At 51.4% G+C, this 14,027-nt stretch carries 18 protein-coding genes; 1 reads left to right on the top strand and 17 read right to left on the bottom strand.

Going from position 1 to position 14,027, the window contains the following annotated elements:
* Positions 1-36: 36 nt before the first annotated feature.
* From F3F96_RS08560 to F3F96_RS08495, 14 genes are all read right to left on the bottom strand, one after another.
* The gene (locus F3F96_RS08560; protein WP_176962846.1) at positions 37-417 is read right to left on the bottom strand and encodes a VanZ family protein; all 381 of its coding nucleotides are present in this window, start codon (positions 415-417) and stop codon (positions 37-39) included.
* A 19-nt stretch (positions 418-436) separates the two neighbouring features.
* Positions 437-823: a holo-ACP synthase gene (gene acpS, locus F3F96_RS08555; protein ID WP_176962845.1), complete on the bottom strand. Its 387-nt coding sequence runs from the start codon at positions 821-823 to the stop codon at positions 437-439.
* Entirely contained in the window at positions 823-1,533 is a 711-nt protein-coding gene (locus F3F96_RS08550) for a pyridoxine 5'-phosphate synthase (RefSeq protein ID WP_176962945.1), read from the bottom strand. The genes acpS and F3F96_RS08550 overlap by 1 nt, the downstream gene beginning before the upstream one ends.
* Before the next feature lie 190 nt (positions 1,534-1,723).
* A complete protein-coding gene (gene recO, locus F3F96_RS08545) occupies positions 1,724-2,395 on the bottom strand; it encodes a DNA repair protein RecO (RefSeq protein WP_176962844.1) in 672 nt (223 codons plus the stop codon).
* A 102-nt stretch (positions 2,396-2,497) separates the two neighbouring features.
* On the bottom strand, positions 2,498-2,893 hold the full coding sequence (locus F3F96_RS08540) for a type II toxin-antitoxin system VapC family toxin (protein WP_176962944.1): 396 nt from the start codon (positions 2,891-2,893) through the stop codon (positions 2,498-2,500).
* On the bottom strand, positions 2,890-3,120 hold the full coding sequence (locus F3F96_RS08535; protein WP_176962843.1) for a CopG family transcriptional regulator: 231 nt from the start codon (positions 3,118-3,120) through the stop codon (positions 2,890-2,892). The genes F3F96_RS08540 and F3F96_RS08535 overlap by 4 nt, the downstream gene beginning before the upstream one ends.
* A gap of 65 nt (positions 3,121-3,185) precedes the next feature.
* On the bottom strand, positions 3,186-4,118 hold the full coding sequence (era, locus tag F3F96_RS08530; RefSeq protein ID WP_176962842.1) for a GTPase Era: 933 nt from the start codon (positions 4,116-4,118) through the stop codon (positions 3,186-3,188).
* Positions 4,115-4,810 carry a ribonuclease III gene (gene rnc / locus F3F96_RS08525; protein ID WP_176962841.1) on the bottom strand — a complete coding sequence of 232 codons (696 nt, stop codon included), beginning with the start codon at positions 4,808-4,810 and terminating at the stop codon, positions 4,115-4,117. The genes era and rnc overlap by 4 nt, the downstream gene beginning before the upstream one ends.
* A gap of 21 nt (positions 4,811-4,831) precedes the next feature.
* Positions 4,832-5,302 carry a hypothetical protein gene (locus F3F96_RS08520; protein ID WP_176962840.1) on the bottom strand — a complete coding sequence of 157 codons (471 nt, stop codon included), beginning with the start codon at positions 5,300-5,302 and terminating at the stop codon, positions 4,832-4,834.
* Positions 5,303-5,309: 7 nt separating this feature from the next.
* Positions 5,310-5,984, bottom strand: a complete 675-nt coding sequence (gene lepB, locus F3F96_RS08515; protein ID WP_176962839.1) for a signal peptidase I — start codon at positions 5,982-5,984, stop codon at positions 5,310-5,312.
* 256 nt (positions 5,985-6,240) lie between these two features.
* Positions 6,241-8,064 carry a translation elongation factor 4 gene (lepA, locus tag F3F96_RS08510; RefSeq protein ID WP_176962838.1) on the bottom strand — a complete coding sequence of 608 codons (1,824 nt, stop codon included), beginning with the start codon at positions 8,062-8,064 and terminating at the stop codon, positions 6,241-6,243.
* Positions 8,065-8,152: 88 nt separating this feature from the next.
* A complete protein-coding gene (locus tag F3F96_RS08505) occupies positions 8,153-8,407 on the bottom strand; it encodes a hypothetical protein (protein ID WP_176962837.1) in 255 nt (84 codons plus the stop codon).
* On the bottom strand, positions 8,404-9,048 hold the full coding sequence (locus F3F96_RS08500) for a hypothetical protein (RefSeq protein WP_176962836.1): 645 nt from the start codon (positions 9,046-9,048) through the stop codon (positions 8,404-8,406). Before F3F96_RS08500 ends, F3F96_RS08505 begins: the two co-directional genes overlap by 4 nt.
* Positions 9,049-9,111: 63 nt before the next feature.
* Entirely contained in the window at positions 9,112-10,173 is a 1,062-nt protein-coding gene (locus tag F3F96_RS08495) for a hypothetical protein (RefSeq protein ID WP_176962835.1), read from the bottom strand.
* Positions 10,174-10,450: 277 nt separating this feature from the next.
* On the opposite strand from F3F96_RS08495, the gene F3F96_RS08490 reads away from it, so the two are divergent.
* Complete coding sequence (locus F3F96_RS08490) at positions 10,451-11,179, top strand: hypothetical protein (protein ID WP_176962834.1); 729 nt, start codon at positions 10,451-10,453, stop codon at positions 11,177-11,179.
* A gap of 79 nt (positions 11,180-11,258) precedes the next feature.
* On the opposite strand, the gene F3F96_RS08485 is transcribed toward F3F96_RS08490, so the two are convergent.
* The 3 genes from F3F96_RS08485 to F3F96_RS08475 are packed head-to-tail and all read right to left on the bottom strand — an operon-like array spanning position 11,259 to position 14,027.
* A complete protein-coding gene (locus tag F3F96_RS08485; protein WP_176962833.1) occupies positions 11,259-12,200 on the bottom strand; it encodes a hypothetical protein in 942 nt (313 codons plus the stop codon).
* The gene (locus F3F96_RS08480; protein ID WP_206675303.1) at positions 12,197-13,210 is read right to left on the bottom strand and encodes a vWA domain-containing protein; all 1,014 of its coding nucleotides are present in this window, start codon (positions 13,208-13,210) and stop codon (positions 12,197-12,199) included. Before F3F96_RS08480 ends, F3F96_RS08485 begins: the two co-directional genes overlap by 4 nt.
* A gap of 58 nt (positions 13,211-13,268) precedes the next feature.
* Positions 13,269-14,027: a MotA/TolQ/ExbB proton channel family protein gene (locus tag F3F96_RS08475; protein ID WP_176962832.1), complete on the bottom strand. Its 759-nt coding sequence runs from the start codon at positions 14,025-14,027 to the stop codon at positions 13,269-13,271.

The raw sequence follows: 14,027 nt of genomic DNA, 5'->3' as shown, positions 1-14,027 counted from the left end.
CGAAAGATTGTTGATTTCCGACGTCCCGCTTAACTTTTACACACGTCCAATAGCTACAGCCTCTCTTTTCCAGAGGGTAAGTGTCAATAGCAGAGCCCCGAAAAGATCAGCAAGCCAGTCAAGAAATGAGGCGTCGCGACCAGCTACAAAGGACTGGTGCCACTCATCACTGGCACCATACAGCGCAGCAAAAAGAACAGCAGAAAACGCTAAGAAAGCGGGTGTGAAACGGGCATAATCAGAAACATAGATCCAGCCTGCACGCCAGAAAAGAAAAGCCATTAAAGCATATGCACCAGCATGAATAAACTTATCCTGCATGTTGAAAAGATCAGGAACAGGCAGCATAGGCTGACTGGAGAGGTAGAAGATCAGCGCACAATAAGAGAGGAGCAGCAGAGCCCACAGGCGAGACATGTAAGACTCTGATTTTTGTTTAATGGCCTGACTCGGCAATGGCAAATGCCATGGCGATACCATCATCGTCGGTCAGGGAGAGATGAACTGTTTGTATACCCAGCTCAGCAGCCATCTTGGCAGCCACACCGTGCAGAATAATCTCAGGTTTGCCGGAAGCCTGATGAATGGTCTCTATATCTCGCAGGGTAATACCGTGGCGAAAGCCTGTACCGAGCGCCTTGGAGGCAGCCTCTTTGGCAGCAAAGAGCATCGCCAGTCGGCGTGCAACATTGCCTTTGGCTCGGGCCTGCTCAACTTCTTCCTCAGTGTAGACACGATCCACAAAGCGATCACCGAAACGCTCGAGCGAGGCGGCGATACGGGCGATCACCACGCGATCAGTGCCGATACCGAAGATTGCCATCAGCGATCCATCACCGCTCTGAAATCGGCTACTGACTGCCCCAAACCTTTAAAGATCGCATCGGCAATAATGGCGTGACCGATATTAAGCTCTTCGATTTCAGGAATAGCACAGATCGCCGGTGTATTTTCCAGCGTCAGCCCGTGACCGGCATGCACAATCAGACCTATCTCACTGGCCAGCTTGGCCCCTTCGGTAAGTGCTCTTAACTCTTTGGCCTGCGCTTCACCGCTATAGTTAGCATAGTGGCCTGTATGCAGCTCAACCACGGCTGCCCCGATCTCCCGACTTGCCCTGATCTGCTCGGCAATCGGATCGATAAACATCGATACGCGCACACCGGCTGCACTGAGTCGCGCAACAGCAGGCGCCAGACGCGCCATATGCCCGACCACATCCAGGCCACCTTCAGTGGTCAACTCTTCGCGCTTCTCCGGCACCAGACAGCAGGCAGCAGGCGCCAGACGTTCACAGATCGCCACCATCTCATCGGTTACACCCATCTCCATATTCAGATGCAGACCGGGTATAGCGGCAAGACGTTCAATATCGTGATCCTGAATATGACGGCGATCCTCGCGCAGATGCGCGGTGATGCTGTTGGCACCACTCTCCAGACAGATCGATACCGCATCCAGCGGATCGGGATACATAGTACCGCGCGCCTGCCGGATTGTGGCAATGTGATCGATATTTACACCTAGACTGATCATATTCTCTTCCTTAGATCTAAATTCAAAACCTGTCTCCACAGAGTACGCAAAGTTACGCAAAGGAAAATCATTAAAAACACCCGCTTTGTGGTTCGGCATGCATGGATAATTCCAAAGCACCTGGTTCTCCAATATTATAAATGCTTCCTCTGCGAACCTTTGCGTACTTTGCGGTAAAAAAAAACACTCACACTTTAAAGCTGTCAGTGGCCTTGATGCCGTGCTGCTGCAGGATCAGGCGAATCATCTCCCGCCATCTTCCGGCATTGGCTTCGGAGAGCATCACCCGCTCGCCATGCATGAGTGCGGCAACAGTTTTTCTCAGACCTGCGGATATTTCCATACCTTGACCGCATGCGCCACAGAGCAGATGCCCCTGCTTCCAGAACATGCTGCCATTTTCCTCTGTTCCACAGTGCCAGCAGCACGACATATCACCCAGCCAGCCGGTCTGTTCAAGCAGTTTCCAAACCGCCACGAGCAGCGGTTGCTGACTACTAACCGCAAGCAGTTGCAGGGCGGAGTGCAACTCCTCATAGCCGTGCGAATCGCCCTCCTGAAACAGGCGCGATGCAATCGCAATCAGCTCTTGCCCACCGAGCATCTGTGCCGGTTGCAACAGCGCTGCACCCCGATTCACATCAGTGAGTGTGCCCATGCCGGTGCGACCCGGTCGCCAGCCGATCTGCAACTCATACAACGGTTCAAGGCTGGCACGAAAAGCACTTTTCGGACGCCTCGCCCCTCTCGCCATCAACGCGATACGCCCGTGATGTTCAGTAATAAAATGGCAAATCAGCGACGTATCCCCATAAGGAATTCGCCTGACCAGCAGTGCCCTATCCTGAATCTCAGCCATACCCTACTTTCGCCCCAACAGAAATACTGTACGCGCTGGGTTGATCGGATGGTTTTGTCTCTTCGTTATATTTCAATCGAGTCTGACTCCATTGATTTCTCATCAATACCAATCAGTAATCTGTAAACCATCAATGCGTGAAAATTCTTTTGTATTGTGCGTAACAAGTATGCCCTGATGTGCCAAAGTAGTACCAGCAATCAGCGTGTCCATCGGGCCAATGGGTCTCCCTGCCAGCTCCAAAGATGCGCGAATCATGGCAGCAGACTTCGCTTCTCTGTCTCCCAACGGTAAGACTATGACAAGCTCAGTTAACGTTTCAAGCTGCTGACGACGCTTTTCAGGTGCTATCGATTTAGCCAAACCCACTTCCAGTTCGTATAACACAATGGATGGAATGGCTATGTCTCTAGGCGGGTGTTTCAATAATTGCTCTGATACTTGACCCATGCCCTTGAAATAGTAGATCAACGTATTTGTATCGAGAACATACATCAGAAAGGTTCTCGCTTGGCATCATCTCCGGATGTGCCGCGAATTTCTTCTGCAGATGGAAAGTCAGGCCAGGCACCTGCTAATTGAGCTACAGACTCGGGCCATTCACTGCCCGCCTTCTCATGGATTATGCGCGCCACCCATTTGCTCTTAGATATACCTGAAGCCTTAACCGCCGAATTCATCTCTGCTTCGGTTTTGTCATCAAGATATACTGTGACTTGACCCATAACTTACCTCCTGACAACACATATACATGCAAGTATATGTAATCAGCTAGGAAGAGACAAGCGGTCTACTGATCAGCCCCCAAGCCGAGATCTATCAGTTTGCCGGGGTGATTGAACCAGTCTTCATCCACCTTAGCCCAGAGGTTGAGGCGGACTTTGCAGCCGAGGATCTCTTCAAGACCCTGACGTGCGCGGGTGCCAACCGTTTTCATACGGTCGCCGCCCTTGCCGATCAGCATCGGCTTGTGGCGTTCGGCGCCGACCAGAATCACGGCATCAATTTCGATCATATCGCCATGCTCTTCAAAGCGTTCGATATCCACAGCCGTCTGAAATGGGATCTCCTGATGCATGGAGAGGAATACCTGCTCGCGCACATATTCTGCGGCAAGCTGGCGCTGGCTCTGATCGGTAAACCAGTCGGGATCATGGATCGCCGGCTGCTGAGGCAGGTATTTGGTGATCTCCTTGATCAGCCCGTCAACCTGAGACCCTTTTTTGGCAGAGACCGGTATATAGGCCTTAGCTCCGGGATCGAGTCGCTGAATTTCCAGTAGACGCGGCAACAGTCTGTCCTTGTTGGCTTTATCCACCTTGTTCAAAATATGAATGCGCGGCTGCGTTAAGCGGCCATCGGCAAAACGCTCAATCAGCATGCGCGTCTGAGCATCCAGAGGAACACTGGCATCCTGCATAATCGCCAGCACATCAGACTCTTCTGCTGCTGCATAAGCGATACGCACCATATTCTTATTAAGCTGTTTGCTGCCCTGATGGATACCCGGTGTATCGACAAAGATCATCTGTCTCTCATCATCGGAGAGAATACCTAAGATACGGTGGCGCGTGGTCTGTGGCTTGGGTGTTACAATCGCTACCTTGGCACCGATAATCTTATTCATCAGTGTCGATTTACCTACATTGGGGCGCCCTAATAGCGCAACTGTGCCGCAGTGGAAATCACCATCATTCTCGCCATCTCTTTCGCTATCACTCATACTTTCAACTCTCTCCATGCCTGCTCCGCAGCTTCAATCTCTGCCTGTTTCTTGCGCTCACCAAAACCTCTGCCTGCCGCCTTCTCCTGCACACTACAGCGCGCTTCAAAACGCGGTGAGATGCCGACACCGCGATCAATCAACTCATACTCCGGCAAACCCCAGCCATTGGCCTGGGTTAGCTCCTGCAGACGGGACTTGGCATCGCGGGTATCCACCCTATCGATATCCACAAGCATCGCTGCCCACGCCGTTTGCACAACCTTGCGGGCTGACTCCCAACCGCCATCCTCAAAGATAGCACCAATCAGCGCCTCAACAGCATTAGCTCCAATCGAGGGTGATTTAATGCCTCGCTTTGTGCGCTCACTATCACCGACAATCAGATGCGGAATAAGCTGCCAGGCTTTGGCCACCTCAAGCAGCCCTTCCTTTCTCACCAGTGCCGAACGCATACGTGAGAGTTCACCCTCAGGGCTATCGGGAAAACGGCCGTGCAGAATTTCAGAGATCACCAGCCCCAATACAGCATCACCGAGAAACTCCAGGCGCTCCATATGTTTGCCGCCCATGGCAATGGATGCAGAACGGTGCGTCAAAGCACGGGTAAGCAGAGCCTGATCTGTAAAACTATAATGGATTCGCTTCTGCAGAGCCTGTTTGGTGGCGCCTGCAGTCGATGCTTCACCCATGGTCAGGAAAACGTCACAGCGTTATTTGTTGGAGATCGCATAAGGCTCAAACTCGATATCGGTGCGCAGCTTATCACGCACAATATCCATCCCCTCCAGCTGATCAATATTATATCTGCCCTCTTCATCCACAGCCTGCACAGGACCCAGTGGCCAGATCACAACCGAGTAACTGGAAGATATCTCAAGCATCGAACCTTCGCGGCGGATGACCAGGTTATCCTGAAATTCTGGTGGCAGATCAGATGGAGATAGATACATCACATTGAACAGCTGTGGCAGACGGGCACGAATAGCCGCCTCGCTGGCATTGCTCATCTTCTCAGGCACGCTGTCAAAGACATCCTGCACTTTCCAGTTGGTGTAGTGAGCCTGAAAAACCAGCGCGCCATACCAGATAGCAAAACCCACCAGCGCCAGCCAGAATAGTGTTTTAACCATGGAGAAGCCGCGCTCGTTTGACCCCGTCTCAATCAGGAATGAAGCGGACAACAGGCGCTTATTCAAGGACAAGACCTAAACGATCCCAGCGAACTTCACTCTTGAAACCGTCCCACGACCACCAGATGATCGCAGCACGTCCAACCATGTAAGCCTGCGGCACAAAACCCCAGAAACGGGAATCACGAGAATTATTGCGGTTATCACCGACTGCAAAGTAGTGCCCTGCCGGCACGGTCCACTCACCATCGCGAATGGAATAATCTTTGCGCAGCACATGATGTTTAACGCCTGAGAGATTCTCTTCATAGAGGCCAGAAACATCAGCTGTACCATCGGCCATGTAATAGGCACGTTTACCCTTCTCCACCAGTGGCATCTCTTTGCCATTCACCGATAGTTTGTTGTCGCGATAGGTGACCACATCACCGGGAATACCGACGATACGTTTAATATAATCCTTACTCTTATCCTCTGGATAGACGAACACCGCCACATCACCACGGTTGGCCTCTTTGGAGAGAATCTGGATATCGGTGAGAGGAATGCGGAAGCCGTAGGGGTAACGCAACACAAACAGGTAATCGCCAATCTCAAGGGTTGGCACCATGCTGGTAGAGGGGATTTTGAACGGAGCAACCACAAAGCTGCGAATAGTTATCGCCAGCACAGCGATGATCAGCAAGCTCTCAAGCCACTCCCGCCATACCGGTTTGTCAGGGCCTGTTACCATGAGAACACGACTGTAGCGACGTGGTCATTTTTTCGGCCCGGCAAGGCTTTGCGAGCGTGGCGTGCTTGTTGCACGCAAGAGAGCGATAACGTAGCCGGATGGAAAAATGGCCCGTCCCGCAGGGCTGCGCCCGAAATGGGCTCATGCATCGTTGCTCGTCGCTTATTTGGATTCACCAAACCGCACTCCTCGCGCCTTGCCTGCCCCCATTTCGGGCAGCAGCGCTTCACTCGTGTTCTCATGGCAACAGGCCTTGTCACTTGCCATCCCCCAGCTTGAGCACAGCCAGGAACGCTTCCTGCGGCACGTTAACACTACCGATCGACTTCATCCGCTTCTTACCCGCCTTCTGCTTCTCCAGCAGCTTGCGTTTACGCGAAATATCGCCGCCGTAACATTTGGCCGTCACATTCTTACGCACACCTTTGACTGTCTCACGGGCCAAGATACGGCTACCGATTGCAGCCTGCAAGGGAACATCAAACTGATGACGTGGAATCAACTCACGCAGTTTCTTAACCAGATCGCGACCACGCGACTCGGCAATGGAGCGATGTACAATCAGCGAAAGCGCATCTACAGGTTCAGCATGCACCAGCACATCAAGCTTCACCACATCACTGACAGTGAACTCGGAGAGCTCATAATCCATCGATGCATAACCGCGTGATACCGATTTAAGCTTATCGTAAAAATCGATCACCATCTCAGCCAGTGGGATGCTATAGGTGAGCATCACACGCCCCTGGCCGATAAATTTCATATCCTGCTGCATGCCACGTCGATCCTGGCAGAGCTTGATCATGGTGCCGACAAACTCTTCCGGCATAAAGATATTGGCCAGCACCGTAGGCTCTTCAATGCGATCGATATCCAGCGGTTCAGGGAACTCACTCGGATTAGAGATCTCAATCACCGTACCATCGGATTTATGGATGCGATAAATCACACTCGGCGCCGTGGTAATCAGATCAAGATCATACTCCCGCTCCAGTCGCTCCTGCACAATTTCCATGTGCAGCATGCCGAGGAAACCACAGCGGAAACCAAGACCCAGTGCTGAGGAGGCCTCAGGTTCAAAGGTGAAAGCCGGATCATTCATATTCAGTTTTTCCAGCGAGTCACGCAGATCATTGTAATCGGCAGAATCGACCGGGTAGAGACCGGAGAAAACCATAGGCTTGGGCTCTCGGTAACCCGGCAGCGGCTCGGTCGCACCATTTTTCAGCGTGGTGAGGGTGTCACCTACTTTCAGGTCAGCCAGTGTTTTGATACCACCAATGAGAAAACCCACGGCACCTGAATCCAGCTGTGGTGTAGAGAATGGTGTAGGCACGAAATAACCGACATCCTGCACTTCATAGGAGGCGGCTGTTGGCATCGACATCAGGCGGAACCTGTCGCCCTTTTTCACTGTGCCCTCAAAAACGCGAATCAGTGCCACTGCCCCCACATAGGAGTCAAACCAGGAGTCCACCACCAGCGCTCGTAGTGGTTTATCATCATGGTCTTCAGGCGGAGGAACATGTTCAACAACCGCTTCCAGCACATCGATAATACCAATGCCGGTTTTAGCGGAGATCGGAATAGCGTAGGATGCATCCAGTCCAATAACATCTTCAATCTGACGCTTGGCTTCCTCAATATCCGCGCTCGGTAGATCGATCTTGTTGATCACCGGAATAATTTCGAGATCATTCTCCATCGCCAGATAGACATTAGCCAGTGTCTGCGCCTCGACACCCTGCGCCGCATCAACAATCAGCAGCGCACCTTCACAGGCCTGCAGCGAGCGGGAGACCTCATAGGTGAAATCCACATGACCAGGGGTATCAATCAGGTTAAGCTGATAGGTCTCACCATTTTTTGCGGTGTAGTTCAAAGTAGCAGTCTGCGCTTTGATGGTAATACCGCGCTCCTGCTCCAGATCCATGGAGTCGAGAACCTGCTTGGTTTTCATCTCGCGCTCGGAGAGCGTACCAGTGATCTCAATCAAACGGTCGGCAAGGGTAGACTTGCCATGGTCGATATGGGCGATAATAGAAAAGTTGCGAATGTGGGTTTGCTTAATCTTACTCATTGGGGCGGCAGTGTAGCGATGCGCCACGCCTTGCGCCATAAGGTTATGACACGTTTCAGCTGCTAGTGACTGCTGCTCTGACTAATAATCAATTCAATCGCTGCACAGTGACCCTGCCATCAGCGGATACATTGACCTGATAACGGGCCCCATCTGCACAGGTCGCCTGAATGGTTTTATTGCCACTGGCATCTTCGCGCTCACTGATATTGCTCACGGTTCTGCCGGGGCATGCGTGCCCGCGCAGCATAATCGTAGTGGCAATATCTTCGGCTTTGGTCACGGCATGTGCCGCAGGTATCATGAACATCACTGCCAACAGAACTATCAAATATCTTTTCATACCTTCACCTCCAGCAAACTTTTCCAGATCGACTCCCGGCTCACATAAAGATCACGGGAGAGATTTGGATCCCTCTCAAGCAGTGCAACCATCTTTAGCAACAGACCATCAAAACTGGCTCGCATCTCGGCAATTTTCAGTTCAAGTTTGTTCTTTTTGCGGTGGCGATTAATCTCATCCACCAGATCAAGAATGTCGCTGCGAATGGCCAGCTTGGTAAAAACGCCAATAGCATCGGTCTCTTTCAATCGCGTTTTCAAGCTCTCAATATCAACTGCGATCTGTTTTTCACCCGAACTTTCCACAGCTGAAGCCTCCTGCTCTGTCTTGGCCTGTTGAGGCTGCTTCTCCTGCAGAGGGAGAGGCTCAGAATGAACCACCTTAACCGGCGCCCTGCTCTTCTCTCTCTTCACGGGCTGCTCACGCTTGGCTTTTGTAATCGGCGGCTCAGCCATCTCTTCGCTAACTGGCTGCACAGCTTTCTCTACCTTGGCAGGCTGCACACTGGCACTCTCCGCTTTACCGCAAGCCTGGGCATCAATATTGAGAGGAAAGGCCAGAAACAGTACGGCCAGACAGGTGGCGACCACAACAAAAAGGTCCATGACGTTGGGATTACCCGTTGTTTGATACTTGCTCATAGGGCTATTGTAGCCGATAAAACCGGAATTGGCAGATGCAAACATTACACCGGCACGATGAATTTACCCCTTAAACCGGGAGAGAACAGCGTTAGCCGCAACTATTGCACCATCATCCTCATGCAGATCAGGAAACTGACGCGTTGAAGCAAGTGCGCCGCTTAAGGCTGATAACCAGCACCCCTTGCCAAAATCTGTGCGATTCATGCCATGGCTGGGAAAAACACCCTCAAGCCAGCCCTTTAACATCGGATATTCAGGAAAATCAGGCCGCTCCACCCATGCCATGGGGGTCCCTGTTCGCCAGCTTTCGGCCAGAATACCGTAACCGGGTTTACAGACTACCACATCAACAAACGGCATAAGATCCACCGCCATGCAGCCGGAGCCAAAACTAATCGAGGTAACATTCTCCGGCGCCTCATGCAGGGCAGAAGGAATCAAAAACTGCCACGCATCCATCGCTGCCAGAGCCTTAATATCAAAAGCGGGTTGATTCGAACCACCAAAAATCACCAGCGCGACATGCTTTCTGGTGCGTTCAAACGGTGATGTGTCAACCGAAGGATGGGCTGCAATCAATGGAATAGACTGGCGTCTGGGAAACTGATCCATATCCATGGCCATCGGTGGTGTGAGCAAGAGATCACACATTTCATAGGCCTCTTTTAGAGTTGTAATGACCGGATCATCCGTCTCAAGCCAGTGCGAATAGATGGTGAACCAGTCCAGTGTTGCCAGTCCAGCTGAGGGGATGCCCAATGCTCTGGCTGCAGGAAAGGCCAGTGGTGAGATATTGGAGAAGACAAGCGAAGGTTTAAATCTGTTCAGAACATCTATTTCACGTTCAATGCGATCAGCCATCGTAGCTGTCCACTCTCGCATCAGCGCAATGGAGCCATCCCGATCCTCTTCAATGGCACTTTTCTGAATCACGCCGATATCAACTGACTCAGCATCAAGCTCAAAATCAAAATCGAGACGAGCCCTTAACTCTCCCTCTGACAATGCACAGCGAATCAGAAACCGGCACTCCGGTCTGATCTGGTGAATCCGATTGAGCACCGGTGCCATCTGCGCCAGATGCCCGAATCCATGCCCTGAAATATAAACTGCAATATTCATAGCTGAGCACTGTAACAATCCAGAGCAACGCTGAACATTGTCCAAACAGTCCGACAACGATGCACAGTTAGAAAACTCTGCCTCCGCTGCAGGAAGTTTATGCCTCTCCCGGCTACGCAAACAGCTGTTCACCTCATCACTCAGGACCCCCTAAACTTAGCATTAACGTTGAAACAGCATGCTTTTTTAAACGCTGAAGAGCTGCAAAACCGGCCATCACCAACTTGGCCTCATGATTGCTTTATTATCTCTAAACACCGCGCTACCGGAGCACGCCATGCACAGTTCAATCTCTAAATCGCTTATCCTGCTATCACTCGCACTGATAGCCCTCTCAGGCTGCAGCCATGTGGAGGCGATCTACAAAGATGGTAAATCGATGCTCTCAGATAGCATGAAATCAGATGCCTCGGAGACGATGAGCCCGCAGCTGCAGGCTGTGGATCGGGCCAATGACAGAGAAGCAGCGCGCAACAAACTGGCTCGTGAAATGATTGCAGAGTCTGATCGCAGCTGTGAAAAACAACTTTCCAGAATCGATTCTGCTGTCGAAAACTGGAACATCAGCAGCAACTCTCCAGGTGAGCTGGAGGAGAAACTCGATAGCGTGATCAGCAAACGTCAGTTCGACAATGTAGGCAGTGCCGCACCTCTGTTTGCACAGAGCAGCTCAGCAGATGCAGGCAAAAGACTTGCAGACACACTGGTAACAACCATCAAAGATCAGCGCAGTCGTGCCCGCATCGAACTCGACAGGCGCATGGAAGCCAGCATTACCCACTACTCACTCAAGCAGGTCATGATCGATATCCGCAGCTACCACAACAGCTGCACAACAGCATTTGCTGTTAACCAGCTCGCAGGCAAGAGCACAAAGAAGATGACGTCTGAAGAGAAAAATGCAGCCATTGATGAGCTGATTGAGATGCGCAAAAAACTGATGCGGGAAGGTCTGAACCCTCGCCCTATTCAGCAGAAGATTGATGCCATCATCATGGCCGAATAAGTCTGCTAACTAAGATATAAAAGAGACGCTGACAGCCTGAGTTGCATGACGGATATAGCCTACAGCATGTATCCGGAGGTTATGGTGCCAGCGCTAAAAATGTACCGCCATTTCGCTTTGTTACCTCACGCATCAAAATAGAGAAGCGATTGGTTGCATAGTTGGACATAAAACCCACAGCATGAATCTTAGCCAACTGTTTGCCGGTTATCTTATTGCGATTCAATTTTTCAACACTATCAACCACAGCATCATAGGATGAACCGGTATAATCATCGCCAAAGATATAGATCGACAGGGAGATATTCGCTTTCGCGTACCTCTTGAGTGCAACCTCAAGCCCCTCAACCGGACTGCTGTTGGAGGCGGATTGCCATGCCCCAAAAACCTTCATTACACCACTGCGTCGCTGTGGTGTGTCGGGAATCCACTTGCCGACATAACTTGAAATCAGATGAATGCCGTTGTCATTCATAATCTGAAAACCCTTCACCTGCGGATGAATCTTCAGCACATTGATCACCTCCCGCGATACGCGATCCCAGATGGTGAGCATGCTGCCCGAGGTATCGACGATAAAGATGATATAATCGCTATCAACCGGAATGCCACCAACCTCCACATCCCGTGTTGTCGATGAACTCGGCCTAATCGAGGCCCGTTTAAGCGCCGACTGAACAAGTGAGAGCCCTTCAAGATCGCCATCCAGCTTCTCAACCTCTCTGGTTTTTGCGCCCAGCGCACTCTCTGCAGCAATCTGCGAGTCATTAAGTTGCGCGTTGATCTGTTTCAGCCTGCTTAACTCACGCTCTTTCTTTTCAAGTGCCGCAGCTGAAACCTCAACACTGCTTTGTGCAGCGATCACCTGCTGCAACAGCTCCTGGGTCGTACCCACATCACTTGATGAGCCCTCAAAGGGCTTGGATAGCAATACCAGCAACACCACCGCCGCAAATGCGGAAGAGATGATATCGAGAAAGGAGATGGTAAATATCTCAAGGTTTTCTCGCCGCTGCTTCATGGCCAACTCACTGCCGGCGTGATAAGCAGACCACCTGTTGCCGCACTCCAGCGCCAGAACTCCGGAGCTGCCTGCGGGTCACCTTCGATCGGTAGCAGCACAACATTCACTTTCGTGTCTCTGCCAGGCGCACTCTCAGCAACCGTTTGCCGGAACAGTTTCACACGGCAAAGGCCGGAGATATTGTTCGATCTGCCCAGCAGAGAGCTACAGGCGGCAAATGGATTCAAACTTGAGTATCTTGACTCTCCTGCTGTAGGCAGGCCATCGGTGACCAGATAGATATCTGTTGGATTCAGGGAAGCAGCCTTCTGCAAGCCCAGCTGCAGGTTGGTCGCTCCGGTTGGCACAAACTGATCCAGTTCCCTCTGAACCTGACCAATAGCACTGGCATCACGAGCATTGAACCAGCCGCTGCCACCTAGCACCTTCACCTGTTTGTTAAATGCGACGACAGCGACCTGACTCGATTGGGGTGAACGGGCCAGCAGCCACTGCACAATACGTTTGGTGCGCTGCCACTTGGGGCCTCTCTTTTTCTCGGCATCACTGCTGTTTTTTCGACGAATGATCTCAATCAGCTTCTCATCCGTCATTGAGGCGCTGCTATCGATGAGATAGAGGATTTTACGACCCTCGACTTTGAGCCCCATGATATAGTCCTCTTCACCACCAGAGCCACTCTCCACCACATCATCTTTTTTTGCCCGGGGCGCATTTTTTATGCTGTTTTTCACAGATGACATCACCACCTGCTGCTGTTTCAGCGCATCACTTTTTTGCGATATCTCTCTTTTAAGGGTCCTGATCTCAGCCTGAACAGTGGCCATTTTCGCCGCTTCAGCCAGAGCATCCCGGTCGCGCTGGTTAAGCGAGCGCTTCAGACTCTCATCCTGCTGCTCAAGACGCTGCAGATCAGCCTGTAGAAGATCGGCCTCCGGAGTGCTCTGGCCAACATCAAACTTCACCAGAATCAGCACAAGAATAATCGCACCAAGCCCGGATGCCATGATATCCAGAAATGCGACATTGAACCCTTCGGTTTTACGATGGCGTTTCAGAGTCGGCCTACTTCTCGGATATCCGTTTCAGCAGAAACTTCTCACAATAGGCTTGGGTATCCACCACAAGACCATCCTGCAGTCGCAGCAGCTGATGCAGCAGAAACATCAACAGAATGCTGATCAACAGTGCCACAAAGGTGGAGTTAAATGCCAGTCCCAGACTGTTTGTCATACCGGCGATATCGCCTGCCAGTGCCTGATCAGCCTGCGCAAGTGCACCGCCGATACCTCTCACTGTGCCGATAAACCCGATCGATGGAATAGCCCATATCAGATAGCGGATCATCGAGTTTTCAGCATCATGCCGGATAGCCAGCGCTTCTATGCTTGATTCCACGGCATCCGAAGTGTTCTGGACATCACTGGTGATCAGATAACGGCGCAGACTGGCCATTAAAGCGATCACCAGCGGTGTTGAACTGATCTCTGCAGGCAGTCGCTCCAGATTAGAGAGCACGGTTTTAAGCTCTCCGCCACTCTCTTCACCGTTTTCAAGAAGATCGACTGAGAAGAGGTACTGATTTTTTAGTATCGCCAGACATTTACTAATAATCAGAAATCCAGCCCAGAGCATCAGGATGATGCATATCTCCTGCTCGTAATCCTTGAGGATCACAAGCATATCGCGTGGGGCTGACTGCCCGGCCTGCTTTGCAGCATCAATGATCATATCCGCCTGTGGCCGGATAAAACCGATATAGGCAAGATGCACGGAAATGGCACTGACAATCAGCGCTGTAAGGCTTTTCATCATCTCACTCAT

Source organism: Mariprofundus sp. NF, assembly GCF_013387455.1.
Classification (GTDB): Bacteria; Pseudomonadota; Zetaproteobacteria; order Mariprofundales; family Mariprofundaceae; genus Mariprofundus.
Note: the sequence above shows the minus strand (reverse complement) of the source record. Positions and strands in the feature narration are given on the sequence as shown.